Genomic DNA, 21,038 nt, shown 5'->3' with positions numbered 1-21,038 from the left:
GCGGCCCCGGGCCGTGCCCATCGCGCAGGTGCCAGCTCCCCCTCGGCGAGCTCGGGCTCCTCACCGCGCGCAACCGCCCGGGCTGAACACCTACCGTGCTTCGGAGTCGGAAACGGACTCGCTCTGTCGGTGGTTGCGGCTGGCGACGAGGCTAGCGACGGTGACCAGTATCAGCAGGCTCACGACGACGCCCAGGGAGACCAGCTCGGGCGGGGAACTCACCGGCAGGTCCGTGGTGTGCTCGATGGCGTGCAGGATCAGGGTCACTCCGATGTAGCAGAGAATCAGCGCCAAACCCTTGTTCAGGTACACCAGGCGGGTGAGCAGACTACCGATGAGGAAGTAGAGCTGGCGCAGACCCATCAGCGCGAAGGCGTTGGCGGTGAAGACCAGGTACGGCTCCTGGGTGATGCCGAAGATCGCCGGAATGGAGTCCAGGGCGAAGACGATGTCGGCCATGCCGATGGCGATGACCACCAACAGCATCGGGGTCAGGTGGCGCCGCCCACCGAGCAGGACGGTCAGCCGGGCGCCGTGGTAGCGGTCGGTGGTGGGCAGCACCCGCCGGACCGTACGCACCAGCGCGTTCTCCTTGTACTCGGCGTGCGCCACGTCGTGGTCGGACGAGACCAGCAACTTGACCGCTGTGACCAGCAGGATCGCTCCGAACAGGTAGAACACCCCGACGTAGGCCTCCACCGCCGCCGCGCCCGCCACGATGAACAGAGCACGGAAGAACAGGGCCAGGCCGATCCCGATGAGCAGTACCCGCTGCTGGTGTTCGGGCGGGACCTGAAAGGAACCGATGATCAGGATGAGGATGAACAGGTTGTCGATGCTCAGCGAGTACTCGACGACCCAACCGGTGTAGAAGGCGATGCTGTGTTCGGCCCCCGCAGTGAAGGCCAGGGCCGCACCGAAGGCCACCGCCAACAACGCGTAGAAGCTCACCCACAGGGCCGCTTCACGGGTCGAGGGCTTGCGTGGATTGCGTGCCACGATCACGAAGTCGACGCAGATGAGGCTGACGATCACGAGGACAGTCGTGACCCACAGCCACAGGGGGACGTTCACGGGGCTGAACTCCTTGGGGTGGGGAACGGGCAGCCGCCGGGCTCACCCAGGGCAGCGGGGAAGGCGCGGGATGTACTCCTGTGTGACATGCGCTGGCAACCTGGTCAATCCTGCCAGCTGGAGCCCGGCATTCGACTTCTGCCCATGCCGCCCGCGTCCCGAAACCGGAACCCGAGCAACAGCGCCGCTACGGAGCAGCCTTCCGCGCCCTGGGCGAGTGTGAACGCCGCGCCCGCGAGCTGTCGGCACCGTCCGACAAGGCCGCCGAACTGACCAGCGAGGGCCTCACCTCAGGGGCCCCGGCCCCGGAGAAACACGTTTGAGGTAGCCGTGCCGCCCTCCGACGCACCGGAAGGCGGCCTCATACCCGCGCCGCCTGGCCCGGTTCGAACCGAGGAGCACCCCGCTTTCACCTTCGGGCCGGGCCCGCACCACGGGTGCGCGTTCACGGATGAGGACGCGCGGCGGACCATGCCGCGCGTCACATCCGCCTCACCCGATGAGGAGTCAGATCCTAGGGCTCAGCCGGGTGGTCGGGCAGCGCACCGGTGATCCGCGACAGTTTGCCGTGCCGGTCGCTGACGTAGATCCGTCCGTTGGCTCCGTCCAACGCGAGACCGCAGACCGGGCCCAGACCACCCAGGACCACACGGCGAAGGCCCTTGTCCTCGCCCTCGGCCACCACAACCTCATGCAGCCTGCCACCCGAGTCGCAGACGTAGGCGAGGGATCCGCCGTGCAGCGCCACGCGCACACTCCGTCCGAGATTGCTGGCCACCTCCCGCGGAGCCCCTCCCTCCACGCCCAGGTCGATCTCGTACAACCCGCCGAGGTCGTACTGGCCGACGTAGGCCCGACCGCCGTTCAACGCCACCCCAGCGGCCCTGGGAACGTCCCAGGTGCGCTTGCGCTCGGCCGATCCGCCGCTCAGATCGAACTCGACCAGCTTGCCCTGCGCGTAGTCGGAAGCGAAGAGCCTGTTACCAGGAAGATCCAGCGCGAGGCCGTACACGCGGATGCCCTCGGCGACCCTGACCGGAGGGGCGGTGTGGTCGGACAGGTCCACCGTGAACACTCGCTGACCGCTGTAGTCGGCGACGTAGGCCCTGTCCCCGGGCAGGTCCAGCGCCACGTCGTTGGCTTCGCCGAGCTTGTCCAGGACCCAGTCCGTTTCGCCGCTGGCGAGGTCCACCTTGTACAGTTTTCCGCCGTTGTGCCGGTCGGTGACGTAGGCCTTCTGCGCCACCGGGTCCAACGCCAGACCGTCGGCCGTTCCCAGGCCGGTGCGCACCTCGTCGGCGGCCGCCTTCGGGGTCCTGCGCTCCGCACCCTCTCCGTGCAGCGGGTGGTCCTCCAGCTTGAAGTGGAGTTTCTCGAGCTCGAAGACCTCGTGCACACCGGCGAGCGTGGAGACCAGTTCGGCTTCGCCCTTCTGCATGAACGGCCTGTCCTCGTCGTTCAGGTCGAAGGCCTTGCCCGCAGCACCGGACTCCCCGAGCTCCCACGGGACCACCTGTGAGTACTCCGGTTCCTTCGGTGCTGGTCCGTCCGGCCGGGTCTTCCCGACCTCCACCGGCTCGGGGTAATAGAGAGCCACTCCCCCGCCGAAGGAAACCGGGTACTCGTAGTCGAACCTGCGCACCTGGCGCCGCTGCGTGGCCAGGACGTCGACCCGGCTGCCAACCTCCCCGCTCAACGTTGACGAGGTCTTGAACGCGGTGGTCAGCGAACCGCTGACGGACCCGGTGATACCCAGCATGAGCTGGGCGGACAGTTCCCCGGTTCCCGTCGCGCTGCTGGTGGCCGTCGTCGTGCTGGTCGACTGCGACTGGGACTCCATGTCGACGCCCTGGTTGTCCTTGCTGTTCTTCAGGGTGGTCTTCTGGGAGTTGTTCAGCGCCATGCTCTTCTGCAGTTGCTGCTGCAGCGAAGCGATGGCCTTGGCCCCGAAGGTGAGCTGTACCTGCCCCTGGAGCGACCAGCTGATGGTGTTGGAGACCGAGAACTCCACGGTGTGCGACCAGGTGGTGGGCTTGGGGTCCGTTCGGTTGACGTAGGTCTGCTTGGAGACCACGTCGGGCGGCGGCTGCACGATGTCGTTTCGTTCTTCGACGAGCGGAACGCCCACCGTCATGTAGGCCCGCCAGCCGAGCTGGTGAGCCGTTTCCTCTTCATGGGGGTATTCTTCGAACCTCCCCCTGTTCAAGGAGAACCCGGTGGGATGCACGAACCGGTCCGAACCGTCGGGTGCTTTCCTCTCGGCCTTCGCCTTCAGCCTTTCCCTGTTCCGCTCCAGGATACCCGGCGCCTTTTCGGCGATTTCGAGTTCCTTCAGGTTCCTCCCGGTCAGCGGGTGCCGCATGAACCGCTCGCCGAGATAAGCAGTGCTCACGTTGTTCTTGATGGCTCCAGCCATGAACATCGACCTCCTTGAAGGGTGAAAATCAACCATCTTTTTGTTCCGTGGAACGGTTCCGCCCCAACCCGACCAGACATTCCGCATCGCCAAGAAACCCGACGGTCCTGTTTTCTCGGGTCCGGGCCCATGAGGGGAAAGGAACCTGCGGGCGCACATCCGGTCCGCGGAACAGGCCGCGGAACCGCCTTCACCCCTCGGTGAAACCGTCGTCAGTCCTCCTGAGGTTCCCGGTTGACTTCTGGTTGGCCTTTTTCAGGTTCGCCCGCTCCTCATCGCTGATCTCGGGGCGGTCTTCGTCCCTGATCTCCACCTCCACCCTCTTGAATGCCTCATCCTTAGCCGAGGACGCCATCGAGGTGGTTGATTCGGGGTCTTCACTGGTCCCGCGCTGCTCGGCGGCGGCGGTCTGGGTGTTCCTGAACATCGGGGAGATGAAGCTGCCCATGACGTTGAGCGCTTCAGGCGACGTCTCGCGGATGATCTTGGGGTCGCGCTCGACCTCGGGGATCCCCTCGACGAGCTCCGGGTCGATCCCCTCCCGTTCGGGCCGCGCCCCCGGGATCTTTTCATACACGGCGCGGGCCGATTCTTCCGCGGATCCGGCTTCGTTTTCGCCGTTGTCGAAGATGTTCTTGAAGGACATGGATTCTCCGTAAGTCGGCAGTCGGCCCGGCAGGGCCGGATGTGGCTGATGGTTTCTTGCTCTTCAACGGCTCACGAGGAGCGGCCGTCCATGACAGCCCTGATTCCGTTCGATGTCATACCCAGCCCCCGACCCGAATGCTTTCCGGCAGGGCCCGGATCTTTTACCGCCCCTGGCTTTCTCTGCATCCGGACTCGGGGAACGGGCCGTCGTTCTCCTGCGAAAGGCGCTGGGCGCCAGAGATCGAAAGAGTTCTCCCGGCTCCCCCGGAGGCGTTGCCGCTCAGGCCCAGGGAAAGGCGGGCCTGGCTCTGAAAGGGTCTGGATCGAACAAACCCAGGAAACCGCCGAAAACGTTTACCCCAGTCACCGGGTGCACCACTGCCCCGGCGCCGGGGGGAGGCAGGAATTCCAAGACGGCAACAGCAGAGGCTTTCATGATTCCCCAGGGGCATTGGGCGGCGGATCACTCTTACACCATGCCTACGGGGGCGCAGCAAATCAATAGGCTCAGCGAATTTATCGCACCGACATAACGGACAATGCAGTAAAATCATAATGATCCATGCATCTCCGGGATTCCGGATGCGCACCAAATGATCTTCCGAGCTCCACCGAATGCCGACAGCACCGGCAGGCACGCACCGCCTCGGACTCACCCTGCCCAGGCAGCGCCTTACAGCCAGACCCCTCGCTCCCTTCGGGCAGCGGGGCTCCTGCTCGTTTCCTTGCCGCTCCCGCTACTGCGCTACGCCGCCCGAGTGGTCAGAGCGAGCGTGTGGATCGAGCGCCCGCCGCCAGGGGACGTCACCACCACCTCGGTCAGGTATCCGAGGCCGGCGTCGAGCCGCAGGCTCAACGACCGTCCGTCGGGAACCGAGAAACCGCTGTACGGGGAGGGTTCGTTACCCAGGGGCCGGGCCGCGACGCGCACGAACCCGCGTTCACCCCCGTCCTCCTCCTCAACGGCATCGACGAGGACCCGGGCGAGGAGATCCACCGGACGCACCATCTCCACCAGCCACGTGTCCACAACCGCCAGCCACGTGGAGAAGTACCAGGGCTCGTCCGGATCGGACCCGTGGGGAACCGGGCTACGAAACGTCCTCTCGTCGGTGACGTGCACGAGTTCGTCACCGTCACAGGACCAGCGCGCCTCCCGGCCCCCGGTGGAAACCGTGTACTCCCAGTGCAGCGGGTCGTCCACACCCAAACGGTGTTCGGACCTGGCGCCCTCTCCCCCACCGTGCGCATCGGCCCCACCGCGCACGAACGACGCCCGGGCGTCGAAGGAACCGCTCCGACTCACCAGGGTGAGCCACGATTCCACGTCCACACGCATCCCGAACTCCTCTCACACCTGCGGGCGCAACAGCCACGAGGCGGACACGACGTCCACGGCCCCACTCGTCATATCCGTCGGCCAAGCCGCGTGCACGACCAGGCGACCCGCGGAGTTCGGGGGATCGATCACGACACGGGCGGCCCGAGGGCTCCACCTCGCCCCCGTCAGTTGTCCGCGATGGTGTTGCCCCTGACAGAAAGACTCCACGCGCGTGTGGATCTGGTCGTTGGTCGTACGCGAGGGGCGGGGCAGATCAACACGGACACGGGAGAGGAGATCAAGCACAATAGGAACCCCATCACCGGAACCCGAATCTGACACCGGTGATTTTCCCCTGAAGCAAGAAATAAAACCCAAGGCCTATCGCACCAAATGCCACCCATTAGCCAAAAAACGACAGACCGAACGGCCGCAATTTCCTCGACGGTGTCGCAGAGCGCCGACCCCTTCGACCCGGCGTTGAAGTGCGGGTGCGCGGGCGTGACGCCCTGGACAGGCGCGGGTCCCCCGACGTCTGACTCTCGGAGGAGCCGCTCATCGCGGACGGCAGGATCCCGGACGACCTGAAGTCCTACGCCTTCCAGAGGGGACATCGCCCGGGCCCCTCGGAGAACCCGACGGGCGCCGGGCAGCCGGGGAGACTCGTTCGGAGTGCTAGCGGTCAGCGGTTTCCAGCCCGGATACCAGGAGGTCGAGGAACTCCTCGGGGCGTTCGACCTGGGGGCTGTGTCCAGCCCCCTCCATGACGTGCTCCGTGTAGGCACCGCATGCCGCGGCGTAGGCCTCCAGTACGTGCCGGGTCTGCGCCACCATCGGCTGCGGCGGTGCGGCATCGGCGCCCGGCCAGCCTTCGACCGCTCCGATCGACCCCAGGTACGCCAGGTCGTGCGACGAGGTGTCGGAGACAATCACGTCGTCCGCGCCGCGGATCCACCGGATCGGCGGTTTGGGGGCAATCGTGTGCAGGTCGTCCAGGCGGCAGTGCACCGGGGACATCGCGTTGAGCACGCCCTGGTCTCCCGGCAGCACGCCGGGCCACACCGGGCCCTGGCGTACGTCGCCGGGATAGTGGGCCTCGCCCACCGCGGTGGCGAGCATCGATTCAACGTAGATGTCCAGGTCGGCCGGGTCCTCGGGGGTCCAACCGGGACGCACATACGCTCCCAGCAGTACCTGGCGAGGCGAGGTGGGTGCTTCCCCGGAGCGGTCAGCCGCGGCCAACCGGGAAACGAAGTCCGGGTTGGCGCAACCGCCGCCGCTCCGGCTCCGGCTCCGGCTCCGGAGGGATCGTTGAGCACACCGTCCGCGCCGTGCGTCCCGCCGAAACCGTACGGGGAGACCGGGTTGACGAGGGTCAGCGAACGCACCCGCCCGGGGTGTCCCACACAAACCGGGTCGCCACACCGCCGCCCATGCTCCAGCCGACCAGGTGCGCCCGGTCAAGGTCGAGCGCGTCCAGCAGAGCGCGCACGTCGTCGGCGTAGTCACCGAGCCCCCGGCGCGCGTCCACCGCCTCGCGCGGGCTGCCCCCGAAGCCGCGCAGATCCACGGCCAGCGGCCGGTACCGCTCGGGCAGCGCGAGCATGGTGCGCTGCCAAAACAGCGCGGAGGAGACATTGCCGTGCACGAACACGACCGGCTCGCCCGCACGGTCCAGGTGCAGCAGATGTGTGCGCAGCCGGTCGGTGTCCACGTGCTCGGACACCACCGAAGGCAACAGGTTGTCCATGGGAATCCTCCTGCTGGAGCCAGGTGATGACCTGGTCGCGAACGGTGGGGTGCCAACCGAGTTCGAGGTGGTTGACGGTGGCGGCCAGACGTGTCCCTCCGACCGTGGAGACACCGGTGGTGTCCAGGGCGCTGTCGACAAACACCACCCCGTCGCTGAGGGCGCGCGTCTCGTTCCAGATACCGGCGACCGTCGGGGCGCCGCGCGCCAGCAGGTACACCGGCACCTCCGACGGGTTACCCGTGCCCTGGATCTGCCCGGTGAGCGAGCCCGCGTCGATCGCCGCCTGGATACCAGGGCCCCGGGTGAAGAGCCCCTGGCCTCCGCAGTAAGTGGTGTACCAGTCCTGCGTGGCGGTGTTGACCCCGTACTGGTGGTCCCACCGGGCGAGCATCTGCCGCTGACCGGGGTAGGCGTCCCACCCCGAGTCCGGAGGGAAGCCGAACGGTTGGACCAGTTCCGGGCAGCCACGTTGCTGGCTGAGAAAATGCCCGGTCCAGTGCCCACCGATCCACCAGCCGTCGCAGTGAGAGCGCCGATCGGGGTCATCCGGGTCGGGCATGAACGGTTCCATGACCTGTTCCAGTTGTTCGTCGAGCGTGACCTGCATGTCCCGCTCCAGGGCGACCACCACGGGCTTGTGCAACTTGGAACCCCATCGCTCAAAGCTTTGGGAACGAGACTCACCGTAGTCACCACCTCGGACAGAACAGGTGGGCTTCGCCACCGGACCCTGCCCGCCGTCGCTGCCGCTTTGCCCTCGGGAGCATGACAGGCCGGAGCACGGGGGAGGACGTTGCAAACAGCGGCCGAAGGCGCCCGCGGTGACGGTGAGTGCGCTCAGGTGCCACAGCATGTGACGGACACGGCTCCCGATCGTCGTCAGGGGCGAGAGAGGCGGGAAAGCTGCCGGGAAGCCAGTAGATCCGATCGCGATGCCCTGCACACCCCCGCCTGAATACGCGACCGGGGCCTGCGCTGACGCCCCGGCGGATCCGGCCCGGCGATCAGAACGTCGGCCTCGTAGTACCGCGTGGTCGAGCGACGGCGGCTCAGTCCCACCAGAAGTTCCAGACGGGACAGTCGACGAGGCGTTCGGCGAAGCCCCGGAGCGTGTGGGGACTGTGTCCCTGCCAGACGAGGTCGGGGCAGAACGCGAAGTGCTCAGCGGCCACACGCAACGCCCGATCGATATCGGTGGGTGCGGAGGCGACACTCAGCGTCAGGGTGTCGAACCCCAGACCCAGGAGGCGCGCTCCGAAACGCCGCTCCCAGTCGGCCACGACAGCGGCGAACACGGCGGTGTCGTTGTCGTAGTTGAGCGGCCCCGACCATCCGCACGAGAGGAGGGCCTGAGCCCCCGAGGCTGCGCGCACCAGGCCCAGGCGTTGGGGGCGCCCATGCTCGACGAGGAGTTCGGCGCACTCCGAGGCCCTTGCCTCGGCCGCGCCCTCCACCAGAGAAGCAGCGGGAACCGTTCCGGGCCAGATCCTTCCGAAGGGGGCCATCTCCTCCGAGCCAGGATCGGAGGAAGCGGTGTACTCCTCCCACCAGGTGGCGAGAAGCCCGGCCGGATCATGGTCCGTGAGCGGAGTGAACCGATTGATCGTCAACGCCTCCAGGAGCAGGTCCGGGTTGCGGTCGAAGCCCTCCACCAGTAGCGGCCACCAACCCGAGCGCGGGCACTCGGCGAACAGCCAGGACCACAGGCCGACCGTTACGGGGTCGTCGCTCACCCAGAGGAGGGGATCCCCTTCCTGGGAGGAGAACATGCGGCCGGAGGGGAGGGGAACGGACAGCGACGCCTGGGGGTTCATGGCAGCCAAGGTAGAGGGCCGGGGTGACGTTCAGCGGTACCGGACGCCCCCACCGCTCGAGGACCTGTCCTCGCTGGGGACGGACAAGCATCCGGTGAACATGATGGTCAGCAGGCCACGAGCTCGGGGCAAGGGTGTTAAACGAGAGCCCGCTACCGTCACTCCCAGGGAGTACGTCCGCGCCGAACTACGAGCGCCTGACCTGGTTCGCGGGATTGCCCGTTGTCGAGTTCACCGGCCGGGACACCGCCGACGACGATTCTGCGAAGGCCGGGAACTGGCATGGCACGAGGGGGAACGGATCCTTCCCGAAGAGCCGGAACCGGAAGAGGATCTGGCACGCGATCGGTGAACCGGGGGCATTCGCCTGGCGGTTGCGCACGGAACCAACCGAACTCCGCTATCTTCTCGATCCACCATTCAAGCTGTTTGCACAGCAAACATACATGCGAGTTGGTGGTACGAATACCCATCGGGGCGAAAGGCTTGGCGGGCCTCAAGCATTCGCTACTGCCCCTCTGTCCCAGAAGACGCGCCCAGCACACTAAGGATGGCACCCCGACCGGCCCGTTCCCGAACGACACCGCGTTCAACCCGACCCATCCTGCTCGTTAACACGGCCAACAGGTCAGGCCTGGGGCTGGGAGCAGCATCCGTGTACTGTGACCTCCATGGATTCCCGTGCCCAGGCCAGTACCGACGAGCAGCAGATCACCGCCGCCGACATCGCCCGGCTGGCCGGGGTGACCCGCGCCGCCGTGTCCAACTGGCGGCGCCGACACGACGACTTCCCCGCCCCCAGCGGGGGCACCTCCTCCAGCCCGCTCTTTCCGTTGGCGGAAGTACGGACCTGGTTGGAGAGCCAGAACAAGGGCGCCCAGGAATCCCCCGAAGTACGGCTCTGGCACACCCTGCGCGGCGACCACCCGGGGAACATGCTGACCGGGCTGGCCGACCTAGCCGAGTACCTGGAGGATCCGGGCCGGGGGCCGGGCGAGCTGAGCGCGGCCGCCGTCGAGCAGGCCGACAAGCTGGTCCGGGAAACCTCCACCGCCGAAGTATCGCGAGCCCTGGCTGAACGCTTCCTGAACTCCAGCGAGCGGGCCGGGACGGCGGCCACGTCCACTGCGCGCCTGGTCCGGGCGGTGACGGCATTGACCCGTACCGACGCGGCCAGTGTGTTCGATCCGGCCTGCGGCAGCGGGGCGCTGCTGCTGTCCGTGGGCGCTCCGCAGGCGCGGCGACGCGGCCAGGACACCGACCCGGACGCCGTACGGTTCGCCGCCGCACGTGCCCGGATCGAAAGGCTCACCGACGCCGAGTTCGCCACCGGGGACTCGCTGCGCGACGACCGCTGGCCACGGGAACGGGCCGAGCTGGTGGTGTGCGACCCACCCCCGGCGACCACGGACTGGGGCCGCGAGGAACTCCTCATGGACCCCCGCTGGGAACTGGCGCTGCCGCCCAAGGCCGAAGGCGAGCTGGCCTGGCTCCAGCACGCCTACGCGCACACCGCACCCGGCGGGCAGACCGCCGTGGTGCTGTCCACCTCCTGCGCCTACCGGAGAACGGGGCGGCGGATCCGCGCCGAGCTGGTGCGCCGGGGCCTACTGACCGACGTGATCGCTCTGCCCGCGGGCCTGGCCTCCTCCCACTCCCAACCGGTGCACCTGTGGCTGCTGCGCCGACCGGAAGGACGGGAGGACGCGGCCACGGCGGTGCGGATGTGGGACCTGACCGGCACCGACCCCGACCAGCCCTGGCAACTGCCCGACAGCCCGGGCGCGGAGGTGGCACTGATCGACCTGCTGGCCGAGGACGTCGACCTCTCCCCCGCCCGGCACGTGGCCCCGGACCTGGCCGAGATCCCCGAAGCGCTGGCCGGGGTTCGCGCCGACCTGGAGCGGCTGACCGGTGAGCTGGCCCAGCTGCTACCGGTCGTGCACGCGGGTACGGCGGAACGCCTGGTACAGCAGGTCCGGGTCGGGGACCTGGTAGACGCGGGCCTGGTCCAGCTGGACGGGGAGAAAACCCGGGCGGTGGACCAGCGCCTGGATTCGGACTTCCTCAACGGCTTCCTCACCGCCGCCGCCAACACCCGGCGCTCCACCAGCGCCAGCGGCACCTACCGCACCGACGCCCGCGCCGCCCGCGTCCCGAAGCTGGAACCGGAGGAGCAGCGCCGCTACGGTGCGGCCTTCCGCGCCCTGGGAGAGTTCGAACGCCGCGCCCGTGAACTGTCGGCCCTGGCCGACAGGGCCGCCGAACTGACCAGGGAGGGCCTGACCTCGGGAGCGCTGGCCCCGGAGCAGGACTCCTGAGACCAGCTGCTCCGCGTGGTGAACAGTGTGGTGAACAACGGGGGGTCAGAGCGGCCAGAGGTGGGTGAGCGTGGTGGTCACGGCGGCACCGGTGGCCATGAACAGCAGAAGCGAACCGGCGCAGCAGCCCTTGCGCTCGGCCTGAACCGCGGCGCCTGAGAACCTGCCAGACGGTGACGCCGCAGTACCTGCCCGGGCACGATCGCGCTCTTCGAAGGGCGCCACGAACCTCTGGTGGTACTCACCGGCACCGAGCTCCCGGGGCCGCCAGAAGCTCTGCCAGGGGCGCTTCTCCTCCTGTTCACCGGAGTCGGGCCTCATCTGCGCGGCCGCCTGGGCGCTGCCGCTGTCGGCGAAGAGCCCTGCCTCGCGGCGGTCCGAAGCGGCCCGGAGCACGTCCCAGGCCTGGGCCGGGGTGACCACCCGGTGGCCTTCCTGCTGGGCGCGGTCGATCTTGGGGTCGGAAGTACCAGGCTCGGCGATCACCAGGCGGACGGTCTTGGTGATCTTCACTCCGGCAGTCGCGCCCTGGGAGACGGCGTGGTCCATGACGGCGCTGATCGCCGGGGAGTCTCCGACCGGGACGATCCGCCAGCCCTTGAGCGGGCCGTTCTTACGCGCTTTCTCCTGTTCGGCGACGTAGAGCAGGTCCTTGATGGCGTGCCCTGCACCGAGGTTGCGGGCGGCCTTCTCCAGTTCCCGGAGCTCGGTGCTGGTGACCACGCCGTCGGCCTCGGCGCGGGCGCGGGCTTCGAGCAGGACCTGTTCGTGGACCTGCCGGATGGTGGTCTGGGTCAGCCCGGCCGCGGTGGCGAGTCCGGCGAGGTGGTGGGCCTCCTCCCCGACGATCTTGCCGTCCTCGAGGGCGTGGCCGAGCGCGGAACGGTAGGCGGCCACCCCTTGGGGGTGCGGGCGGGGCGAGGGGTTCATGTCGGGTAGGCCGGCGGTGACGTTGGCCAGCCACCCCTCCTGGCCCTTGCGCAGCCCGAAGGTGCGCGGGGCGATACGTCCGGTGCGGGGCAACGGCGGGGCCGTCATGGGGTTGGGTCCCGCCCAGGCCAGCGGCTGAGGGCTCTCGTTGAGCAGGACCGAAAGCATGCGGGCCAGGTGGCGGGCGTCGGCGAGGGCGTGGTGCTGGCCGCGCATCCACTCCCCCGTCATCAGCTGGTAGAGCTGGTTCTGCTTGTACCCGTACCGGTCGAGCTGGGTGCGCAGGGTCTGGAGGGTGCACAGCCCGGGCAGCCCCTGGGCGCTCACGTTGAGCCTGCCGAACTCCGCCTTCAGGAAGCCCTCCTCGAACGGCAGGTTGTGCGCGACGACCACGGCGTCAGAGAGGTAGGCGACCAGGTCACCGGCGATGTCGGCGAACACGGGGGCGTGCGCGGCCTGGGCGTCGGTGATCTCGTGGAACTCGGAGTTACGCAGGGGAATACCGGGGTTGACCAGGGTGGAGTACTCGTCGATGACGGTGCTGTCGCCGCGCATGCGCACGACGGCCACCTCACAGATCCGGTGCCCGGCCTCGGGGTGCAGGCCGGTGGTCTCCAGGTCCACGACGGCGAACGTCATCCGTCGGGGGTCGGCCCCGTGGCCTCGGGTCAGGTAGCCCTGGCTGAACATCGTGATGCCTTCCATGACGGAGTCAGGGGCAGGGCCCTTCTCCCGACCGCCACAGCGGCTCCACGACGGCCAGGGGCGCACACGCCACAGTGGTGACGCCGTGCGGACCCCGGTCGTTGACCGAGCGTAAGAAACAAGCCGATACCAGTTCCCGACGACACGAGACCCTTAACTGTCAGTTCCCACGCGTATACATCAGGTGTGACTACTGGTTCCCGGTCGGGCGCGGCACGACCGGCACGGTGTGGAGGTTCGATGACATCCGAAGCCTGGTCCCTGGCGGTGCCCGTTGGCGGGCTGCCCCTGAAGCAACTGTCCGTCATCGGCTCCGGCAAGGACCTGGAGATGCGCATCGTCCGCGGTGGAGGGCCTCTCCTGGTGTTGCCGCTGGAAGGAGTACGCGCCACGGTTCCGGAGGACGTCGTCCTGGAGGTCTCCCGTGTCGACGACGTCTCACTCGAACTGGCCTACAAGGCACTGGAACTCGCCCTGAACCGGTTGGAGGTCCGTTGGGACGAAAGTTGTATGCCAGGGGTCGAGAAGAACTGGAAGAGCTCTTCGAGAACGCGGAGAGGGGCGGCGGCAGGCGGCTTGAACTGCTGTACTGCGTCGAAGTCGAGTTCGAGCTGACCACCGGGACAGACCAGGTGGTGTACCCCTCAAAAGATCGGCTGATTCCCCGTAGCGTGTTCAGAGAACGCACACGAGGGGACTCAGCTGATCACTCCAATCGGATTCGACGGAACCCTTGCAGCGGCCCTGTGCCCGGCAACGACCGATGAGGGCGACATACCGACTCCGGCGCCTGGCCCGACCCAAATCGAAGAGCGTTCCATGTTCCTCCGTAGGAACCCTTATCCGCTCAGCGAACGGATCGCGTTAACCATACGGCGGAAGGACCGACTCCGTTCCGCGGCCAGGTGCAAGTCCATGACGGCGGAGAACTTCGCCTGGTGGAGTGTCTCCTTGTAGGACTCGTTCATGATGGCGCGCAGCTGTGTCTTGGCGTCTCGCTTGTGTTCGGGGTCCTCGGGAGCTTGGGCGTCATCGAGGATCGAGGGGTGCGAACGCAGGGATTCCGTGGCGGCCAGAAACCATGCCTCGTACTCGTGGCGGGCGATCACGATTTCGACGGGCACTGCGACCAGCCCCGCTTCCGGAGCCAGGGACTTGGCGAGTGCGACCGGGCAGTCGATATCGGAGTCGTCCCCGTCACGAAGCACGAGGACTCCTCCCTTGCCCCGGATACGCGCTGACTGGACCCTGACCGCTTTGACCAGTTCCTCAGACTTGCGCATCTTCGCTGAATCGAGCCGAAAGGGCTGTGCGACCTCGACATAGGTGTCGAGCAGCTCGGCCCCGATACGAACGATGAGTGTGCGTACTGCGGGTATCTCCCCGTGGCCTTCGACGATGGGGGCGACCGTCACCTGCGACATCAGCTCTCCTTCGAGGGCAGGAGGAGCTGTTCCGGGGCGGGGAGCAGCTGGTCGGTGCGGAGTAGTTCGCCGGGGGTGTAGAGATGCTCGCGCATGGCCAGAGCTCCGGCCTCGTCGAGAGGGCCGATTCTCGTTTCGCCTCCCACGGAACGGACCGCGCAGAGTTCTTCGGGTTGGAAGTCATCCCGGTCCAGCAGGTCCGGGCTGTGGCTGGTGATGATCACCTGACGCCGTTCGCTGGCGTCACGCAGAGCGTCCAGAAGCACCCCGGCGGCTGCGGGATGCAACGCGCTCTCGGGTTCTTCGATACCGATGCTGCTGAGCGTGTGACCGGTGTCGGCGAAGAGCGCCACCAGGACTCCCAGAGCACGAAGGGTGCCGTCGGAGACGGCATGGGCCTGGAAACGCCACGGGTTGTCCGAGCCTTGGACGTCCTGGGTGAACTCCAGGGTCTCCCAGTTCCCGAGATCCTTTCGGGAGACCCCGTGCATCCCGGGGACGATGGTTTGCAGATAGTCCTCAATGCGTCCCCTGGCGGGGTAGTCCAACCGGTGCAGGACACTCGCGACGTTGGCCCCGTCCCTGCGCAGGAACTCACCAGAATCCGGAGTCTGGGGGTCTCGCATGGCGTCCGGGTTGAGGCTGAAGACGCTGATACCGGCGAGGCCTTCGAAGACCAGCTCGAAGATGCCGATACCAGCCGCGGAGACCAGGTAGAGCCGTTTCTCGCTCGAAGGCGGCATGACGGGTTCGGAATGCTCCACCAGCTCCCCGCCGCGGATCTTGAAGTACCCGTGACGGGGTTCGCTTCCACCGGTGGTGTGGACCCGGCACTCCTCACGGGTGATCTTGAAACCACCACCCTGGCCAGCCCCCACCTCGAAGCCGTAGGAGCCCGAGAACCCCGGGCCACGGAACTCCAGGTCGATGCCGAAGTGGTGCGGATGACCGGTCGATCGACGGCGCACCTCCCCCACCCCGCCTCGGCTCCGAAGGGCCTGGTCGAGAGAGGTCTGGAGCGCTTCGGAGAGCAACCTGAGCGCATCCAGGACATTGCTCTTGCCCGAGCCGTTGGGGCCCACCAGGAAGAGGAGGTCGCCGAGCCTGATGTCGGCTTTGGCGATGCTTCTGTAGTGCTTGAGCCGCACCCTGGTGAGCGAGAATCGGTTGTCCTGCATGGACTCAGTCTTTCAGTAGCTCAGAGGCCGGGCACCACCACGACCCACGAGGAGCAGATGAAGGCTGGACGAGGCCCCGGCCTCCGGGTTCGGGAAGGACGAAGATCCGGTGGTGGGCGCGAACTGCGGTGACGGGGCCGTCAGGGCCGGGTTTGTAGGCTGCACAGAAGCGTGGAAGCCGAGGCGGTGCATGCCGCTCTCGGGCCCGAGAGCGGACCGAACCACACGGGCGCACGCGTTCTCTGGTCATCCCGCGTGGGCGGCGCCTTCCCTGAAGGCGTGCTCCACGCGCAGGCGCTGGGTGTGGTGCATGTCCAACCCCGCGATCTCCCCGGCCGTGAACCAGCCCGCCTCGTGCGACTCGTCGCTGACCGCGAGTTCTGCCCCGACTGCCCGGGCCCGGAAGCAGACGTTGAACTGTCGGCGCACCTCCCCGTCGCTGTAGGCGATCACGTGCCGGGCATCGGTGTAGGTGCCCACCAGCCCGGTCACCTCCACCTCGTAACCGGTCTCCTCGCGCACCTCCCGCACGGCCGTTTCCGGGAGGCTCTCGGTCATCTCCATCACCCCGCCCGGCATCGCCCAGAGCCCGTTGTCCACCCGCCGTTGCAACAGCAGACGGCCCGCGTCGTCGAGGACGGCCGCGCTGGCCGCCACCACCAGGCTGTTGGGCACGGGGGCGTCCGGGTCGTCGTAGTACTCGGTTCTGGCCATGTGCTGGTTCACTCCTCACGTGGTCGGGCGGTGTGCCATACGGCGTCCATACTGGCGGCGTAGGCGTCGAACATTCCTCCGGCAGCCGTGCGTTTCAGCCGCAGCAGCGGGTTGCCGTAGGCGTTGACCCCGTACAGGTGTGTGTTGACGTACATGTGGTCATCAGCCCGGTAGAGGGAGTTGTACAGCGTCGTGGAGTGCACTCTCACCGCGATCCCAGAAATCACTGTCAGGGGCAGGTAGTGCATGGCGGCCAGGTGGCACCGGGACTGGATGCCGTGGCCGAAGCTCTCCTCCTCACCGCGCACACATACGGCCTCGCAGTCGGGGTCCCCGATGAGCACACGCACACGAACGCCGCCCCCGGCCTTTTCTCTGAGCAGGTCGTTCCAGCCGGGAATCTGTTCGTGGAGCAACAGGGCCGCGTAGACCAGGTTGTCGATCGACCTCTCAGCGGCCGCGAACACGTCCCGCCACCGCTCGGCTGAGACATCGGAGCGGTGGCGGTGCACGGCCACCAGATCGCCGTCTGTGACCCCCATTCCTCTACTCCACCGTTCCTAGGAGGGCCAGAGCTCACGGGCGTCCGTTCCCAGTACCCGCGCGACCGCGGGGCCGTTCGGTGCCGGTGTGCGCACCGCGGACGGTCTTGCCGTCCAAGGAGATGACGCGTAGCCCTTCGACCACGGCCAGGCGGGTGGCGGCCCAAGCCTCCAGAGCCTGGTCGAGCAGGTTGGCGTCCAGGCGGGAGAAGGCATGGCGGAAGTTCGCCTCGTCAGCGGCTCCTCTGGCCATTCCCAGGGTGGTGAGTGTGTGGGTGGTGGTCTCGGAGGCCCACTGGTCGGTTGCGGTGAACCCTTTGGTTCCGGCCAGTACCGCGCAGACGACCACAGCGATCAGCGCGGTGAACGGGTGGCGTCGTCCGCTGTGGCGCGAACCTGAGCGCGGGGAAGGAACCCTGGTTACTGTGGAGTGATCTCGTTACACCCCCAGGTGACGGAGGGACCCCTCGATGCGTTGTGGAAACTGCGGACGAGACCGCGGCGCCCTTCACGGCTCCTGTGAGTGCATCCCCTCGTGGGTATGGCGGGACCCGGAAATGGTCGACGCTGTCCGGGAGCGCGACGCTCAGCGGGTAATCCGTTTTCTGCGCCGCCGTGTCAGGAACCTGTCCCAGGAAGCCCTGGCCAGGATGTGCGGGGTCGCCCAGAGCACCATCACCCGCGCTGAAGCAGGCAAGGGGCTCAGCGACCGACGCAAGATCCACGAAGCCCTCCAAGGGCTCGGAGCCCTGGACCAGCACCCGCCCGACGAAGTCCCCCGAGCCCTCACGGAACCCGAGCCCGAGAAACTGACTTCAACAGGCTGGAGCGGCGATGTCGACTGGGATCGCGGCATCGCGCTGCTGGAGTCCCTCGTCAACCGGTACGACCTTCCCGAAGACGGCCGGGTGCGCACTCTCGGTCAGCTCCAGCGCGAGGTCAGCGGCATCATCCGTTGCCGCCTGAACTCGCACTACAGCTGCCTGATGGCACGGCTTCCCGAGCTTCTCCCTGAGCTGAGCCGTGCCCTGTTGAGCAGCCAGGGGCAGGACCGTGCTCACATGGCCCGGCTGCTGGTCCAGGCGTACCGGGCCGCTGACGCGATCGCGGACAAGTTCGGCCTCCACCACCTTTCCGCCCGTACCATCCAGGTGCTCCTGTGGGCAGCCGACCAGACCGGAGACGAGGTGACGCGGGCTGCCGCCACCTACGTGCGCGGGGAGACCTTCTTCTGCTCCGGCGAACACGAAGCAGGACGCCGCCTGCTCGAACGGGCAGCGGAGAATCTGGTGCCCTCGGACGCACGCTCGTGGGCGGCCTACGGATCCCTGCACATGCGTGCCGCCGTTTTCGCCGCGCGGAACCGCCAACCCCGGCAGGCCGCGCCCCACCTGGCGCAAGCGCGCCTCGCCGCTGAGCACACCCGGGAGGCGGTCTACACCGGAACGGCCTTCGGCAGCGCTTCGGTGCGCGTCCACCAGGTCACTCTGGCGCTGGAGTGCGAGGACCCCGACCAGGCGCTGCACGCGGCTGCGGGTTGGACTCCGCCCCGGGAACTTCCCGCTGAGCGCGCTTCGCACTACTTCATCGACGTAGCCCGCGCCCACCACCTCCTGGGGCGCCAGGATGTGGCTCTGGCCAACCTCCGGGCCGCGTGGCAGAAGGCCCCGGAGCACACGCGGCTCAACCCTCACGTGCGGGCGCTGTCAGGTCTCCTCCTGTCGTCCGGGCCGACCCAGGTCCAAGCTCGGGATTTCGTCGCTCAGGCCGGGGTCAGTCCTTTGTGGTGAGCAAGCCCGGCAGTTCCTTGATCGAGTCGATGACCCAGTCCGCGTGAGCGCGCACCAGGGGTTGATCCGCCCACAGGTACCCCCAGGGGCCGCGACGGATCAGCGCCGGCCGCAAGCCCGCTTCGCGGGCGGGAAGAACGTCGTTGTCACGATGGTCGCCCACGTACACGATCTCCTGCGGTTCCCCGGGCGCCATGGCGATGACGCGGTCGAAGAAACCGGGGTCGGGTTTGGCCACCCCCCACTCCCCGGACGTGGCGATGGCCTCGACCGGAAGGTTCAACTGTTGGAGGAGCTCTCCGGCACGGGCGGTCTGGTTTCCGGCGATCCCCACCCAGAGTCCGGCGTCCCGCAGGGCCTGTAGCCCGGGCCGAACGTCGGAGTACAGGTCCACTTCCTCGATGAGCTCTCCGCGGCCCGCGTCTTCACGCCGTTGGCGCTCCTCGGCCAGGTCGAATCCGGGACGGAAGTAGTCGAAGGTCTCCGCGTTGTTGCGCCCCTCAGCCGTAACAGCCCCCAGCACGGCGGAGAAGGTGTGCAGGGGGACGTTGAGCCAATCGGCCCATCGCGCCCATTCCCGCGTGTCGTCGATGAGGGTCTCTCCGACGTCGAACACCACTGAGCGAATCATGCTCTCCTGCTCTTTCCAGACATGTCGTGCATCGCACTCTCGGCGTTCAGCGTAGGACCAGCGACGAGTCGAGGCATGCGCACCCGACATCCTGAGCTCCTCAGTGCTGCTCAAACCGGGTATTTCGAACACAGCGCATAAATCGAACGGTGAAATTATGCGTCTGCGCATAGGTCGATCTCCCGGGCCGCGCGACACTTCTGACTCCGGTCGCCGTTGGCAGCACGAACCCCGCTGGACGGTTGACCGGTTCCGATCATCGCGATGGTGACCACCCCACGGGAAAGGCGCACATGAGCAACAAGTCCAGCCTCACGACGTCCACCGACCGCACGACGCAGCTCACCAACGCCGACCTCAGCAGGATCATGACGCTCACCCTGCCCCAGGTCGGCATGGACAGGATGACCGCGCCCCGGGTGGAGGAGACCCTGGCCTGCTCCGCCCTGACCGCTCACTTCTAGACCGACGAGTCCGTCCGCCTGAGAAAACGAAGGAGCCATGAGTGAGTAACTGGGAACGGGTCACACTGCTCTTCGCCAACGGGGCGAGGCCCCTGGCGCAGAAGGACGCACTGTCGTTCGCCGATCTGCTGCGCGCGAACCGCTTTCCGCCGTCCATGTTCCAGGCCTACGAAGTACCCGGCGACGGGAGCCTGCGGCCCGTTCCCATCTCACACACGCTGGAGGAGATCCCCGAGACGAGCAACGTCATCCTCCAGTGCATGCGCAACACCGACGCCGAACTGGTTCCGCCCGCCCTCAGCACATATGCGCACACGGACCGCCCGGTCGCGGCGATGTACGACCTGAAGTACGCGGAGAAGGACTCCCTCCACGGCGTCCACCTCGTGGACGACGAACAGCTCCGCGAGATGGTCTTCGACAAGATCGCGGACTCCCTCCACGAACACCGCGTGGAGCTTCCGCTGGTCGCCGGGATCTCCGGCGGTGGCGACTCCAGCAGCATCGTCCAAGGGCTGCGCCGCTACGCCACGGCACAAGATCTGCCAGCCGAGCAGGTGCTGTGCTTCACCGTGGTCCTTGACCCCCTCTGGAGGGGGACCGCAGCCGACAGGGCGCGAGAGCTCTGTGAGGGCAACGGGTTCGGCCACCGCGTCCTCTACCCGGAGGACATCGCGGCCCTGCTGGGGATGAGCACCTCGCCCCAGGCCCTGTGGACCGAGATCAGGTCCGTCTACGGGCCGGACTCCTCGCACTTCTTCGGTACCTGGCTGCTCAACCTGGTGGGCCGGGCCCTCAACAAGGAGATCGGCGGCTCCAACCTTCTGATGGGTTACAACCGCGAGGACGTCATGGCTGAACTGCTGTTCTGCCTGATGAACGGGCGACGCCCGCTCCCCTACCCCAAGCGTCGGACCGGAGAGGTGGACTGCTTCATGCCGGTGTGGGACGTGCCGAAGGTGCTGCTGGACTCGTGCTACCCGCAGGTGAGCGAGGTCAACTACGCCGAACGCATCGACTCCACCGCGCCCCGGCGCTCCTCGATCTACTACCAGGCACACGCCCTGGACGCGATCGTGCCGCAGATGTCCCTGTCCCTGATGACGGGGGTGCGCACGCTCATGGACTCGCTCAACGGCTGGGAGGAGCTGGAGGCCGTCGACGGCACACCGCTGCTGCACACCGGTCACGGCAGCCCCGAGGACCGCGACTCACTGGTCGCGCTCCTGGCCCGGCACTTCCCTGACTGGTCGGTCAGCGAGCCTGACCCACAGTAGTCTGACGCCGTCCCGGGAACCGTGAAGTCACAGCAG

18 protein-coding genes and 1 pseudogene are annotated in these 21,038 nt (G+C 67.4%); 5 read left to right on the top strand and 14 right to left on the bottom strand.

Annotated elements, in window-relative coordinates; genetic code table 11:
• Nucleotides 1-90: 90 nt before the first annotated feature.
• From D457_RS0119185 to D457_RS0119155, 7 genes are all read right to left on the bottom strand, one after another.
• Nucleotides 91-1,074: a TerC/Alx family metal homeostasis membrane protein gene (locus D457_RS0119185; RefSeq protein ID WP_017582293.1), complete on the bottom strand. Its 984-nt coding sequence runs from the start codon at nucleotides 1,072-1,074 to the stop codon at nucleotides 91-93.
• Between the two features lie 514 nt (nucleotides 1,075-1,588).
• Nucleotides 1,589-3,490, bottom strand: a complete 1,902-nt coding sequence (locus tag D457_RS0119180; protein ID WP_039831544.1) for an NHL repeat-containing protein — start codon at nucleotides 3,488-3,490, stop codon at nucleotides 1,589-1,591.
• A 190-nt stretch (nucleotides 3,491-3,680) separates the two neighbouring features.
• On the bottom strand, nucleotides 3,681-4,136 hold the full coding sequence (locus D457_RS0119175) for a hypothetical protein (protein WP_017582291.1): 456 nt from the start codon (nucleotides 4,134-4,136) through the stop codon (nucleotides 3,681-3,683).
• Between the two features lie 747 nt (nucleotides 4,137-4,883).
• Nucleotides 4,884-5,477 carry a hypothetical protein gene (locus D457_RS0119170; RefSeq protein WP_017582290.1) on the bottom strand — a complete coding sequence of 198 codons (594 nt, stop codon included), beginning with the start codon at nucleotides 5,475-5,477 and terminating at the stop codon, nucleotides 4,884-4,886.
• Nucleotides 5,478-6,134: 657 nt separating this feature from the next.
• Nucleotides 6,135-6,701: an alpha/beta fold hydrolase gene (locus D457_RS37150; protein WP_239646157.1), complete on the bottom strand. Its 567-nt coding sequence runs from the start codon at nucleotides 6,699-6,701 to the stop codon at nucleotides 6,135-6,137.
• 133 nt (nucleotides 6,702-6,834) lie between these two features.
• Complete coding sequence (locus D457_RS37145) at nucleotides 6,835-7,209, bottom strand: alpha/beta fold hydrolase (protein ID WP_239646156.1); 375 nt, start codon at nucleotides 7,207-7,209, stop codon at nucleotides 6,835-6,837.
• A gap of 1,052 nt (nucleotides 7,210-8,261) precedes the next feature.
• The gene (locus tag D457_RS0119155) at nucleotides 8,262-9,026 is read right to left on the bottom strand and encodes a DUF4253 domain-containing protein (RefSeq protein WP_017582288.1); all 765 of its coding nucleotides are present in this window, start codon (nucleotides 9,024-9,026) and stop codon (nucleotides 8,262-8,264) included.
• Between the two features lie 671 nt (nucleotides 9,027-9,697).
• Between D457_RS0119155 and D457_RS0119150 the strand changes: the two genes are divergently transcribed.
• The gene (locus D457_RS0119150) at nucleotides 9,698-11,347 is read left to right on the top strand and encodes an N-6 DNA methylase (protein WP_039831543.1); all 1,650 of its coding nucleotides are present in this window, start codon (nucleotides 9,698-9,700) and stop codon (nucleotides 11,345-11,347) included.
• Between the two features lie 45 nt (nucleotides 11,348-11,392).
• Here the strand turns inward: D457_RS0119150 and D457_RS0119145 are convergent, their stop codons facing one another.
• Nucleotides 11,393-12,982, bottom strand: a complete 1,590-nt coding sequence (locus D457_RS0119145) for a 3'-5' exonuclease (RefSeq protein ID WP_017582286.1) — start codon at nucleotides 12,980-12,982, stop codon at nucleotides 11,393-11,395.
• Between the two features lie 240 nt (nucleotides 12,983-13,222).
• Between D457_RS0119145 and D457_RS0119140 the strand changes: the two genes are divergently transcribed.
• The gene (locus D457_RS0119140) at nucleotides 13,223-13,597 is read left to right on the top strand and encodes a hypothetical protein (protein ID WP_017582285.1); all 375 of its coding nucleotides are present in this window, start codon (nucleotides 13,223-13,225) and stop codon (nucleotides 13,595-13,597) included.
• 224 nt (nucleotides 13,598-13,821) lie between these two features.
• Here D457_RS0119140 and D457_RS0119135 read toward each other — a convergent pair whose 3' ends face one another.
• The 5 genes and pseudogenes from D457_RS0119135 to D457_RS0119115 all read right to left on the bottom strand — a co-directional run.
• Complete coding sequence (locus D457_RS0119135) at nucleotides 13,822-14,406, bottom strand: DUF4276 family protein (protein WP_017582284.1); 585 nt, start codon at nucleotides 14,404-14,406, stop codon at nucleotides 13,822-13,824.
• Nucleotides 14,406-15,584 (bottom strand): AAA family ATPase, encoded by a 1,179-nt coding sequence (locus D457_RS0119130; RefSeq protein WP_017582283.1) that lies wholly within the window; start codon nucleotides 15,582-15,584, stop codon nucleotides 14,406-14,408. The genes D457_RS0119135 and D457_RS0119130 overlap by 1 nt, the downstream gene beginning before the upstream one ends.
• 246 nt (nucleotides 15,585-15,830) lie before the next feature.
• Nucleotides 15,831-16,298: an NUDIX domain-containing protein gene (locus D457_RS0119125; protein ID WP_026116802.1), complete on the bottom strand. Its 468-nt coding sequence runs from the start codon at nucleotides 16,296-16,298 to the stop codon at nucleotides 15,831-15,833.
• Nucleotides 16,299-16,306: 8 nt separating this feature from the next.
• Nucleotides 16,307-16,840, bottom strand: a complete 534-nt coding sequence (locus D457_RS32925; RefSeq protein ID WP_017582281.1) for a hypothetical protein — start codon at nucleotides 16,838-16,840, stop codon at nucleotides 16,307-16,309.
• Nucleotides 16,841-16,874: 34 nt separating this feature from the next.
• Nucleotides 16,875-17,243: pseudogene (locus D457_RS0119115) on the bottom strand (transposase family protein); the annotation flags it as partial.
• 154 nt (nucleotides 17,244-17,397) lie between these two features.
• Between D457_RS0119115 and D457_RS0119110 the strand changes: the two are divergent.
• Nucleotides 17,398-18,630, top strand: coding sequence for a helix-turn-helix transcriptional regulator (locus tag D457_RS0119110; protein ID WP_239646155.1), 1,233 nt, complete (start codon nucleotides 17,398-17,400; stop codon nucleotides 18,628-18,630).
• On the opposite strand, the gene D457_RS0119105 is transcribed toward D457_RS0119110, so the two are convergent.
• The gene (locus D457_RS0119105; protein WP_026116801.1) at nucleotides 18,614-19,261 is read right to left on the bottom strand and encodes an HAD family hydrolase; all 648 of its coding nucleotides are present in this window, start codon (nucleotides 19,259-19,261) and stop codon (nucleotides 18,614-18,616) included. The two genes, D457_RS0119110 and D457_RS0119105, sit on opposite strands and share 17 nt — an antisense overlap.
• A gap of 293 nt (nucleotides 19,262-19,554) precedes the next feature.
• Here D457_RS0119105 and D457_RS36500 point away from each other — a divergent pair, with 293 nt between their 5' ends.
• Both D457_RS36500 and D457_RS0119095 read left to right on the top strand, forming a co-directional pair.
• Nucleotides 19,555-19,725 carry a hypothetical protein gene (locus D457_RS36500; RefSeq protein ID WP_017582277.1) on the top strand — a complete coding sequence of 57 codons (171 nt, stop codon included), beginning with the start codon at nucleotides 19,555-19,557 and terminating at the stop codon, nucleotides 19,723-19,725.
• 41 nt (nucleotides 19,726-19,766) lie between these two features.
• A complete protein-coding gene (locus D457_RS0119095; protein ID WP_017582276.1) occupies nucleotides 19,767-21,002 on the top strand; it encodes a hypothetical protein in 1,236 nt (411 codons plus the stop codon).
• Nucleotides 21,003-21,038 lie beyond the last annotated feature (36 nt).

It is taken from the genome of Nocardiopsis valliformis DSM 45023 (assembly GCF_000340985.1).
Classification (GTDB): Bacteria; Actinomycetota; Actinomycetes; order Streptosporangiales; family Streptosporangiaceae; genus Nocardiopsis; species Nocardiopsis exhalans.
This window is presented reverse-complemented; position numbering and strand designations above follow the sequence as displayed.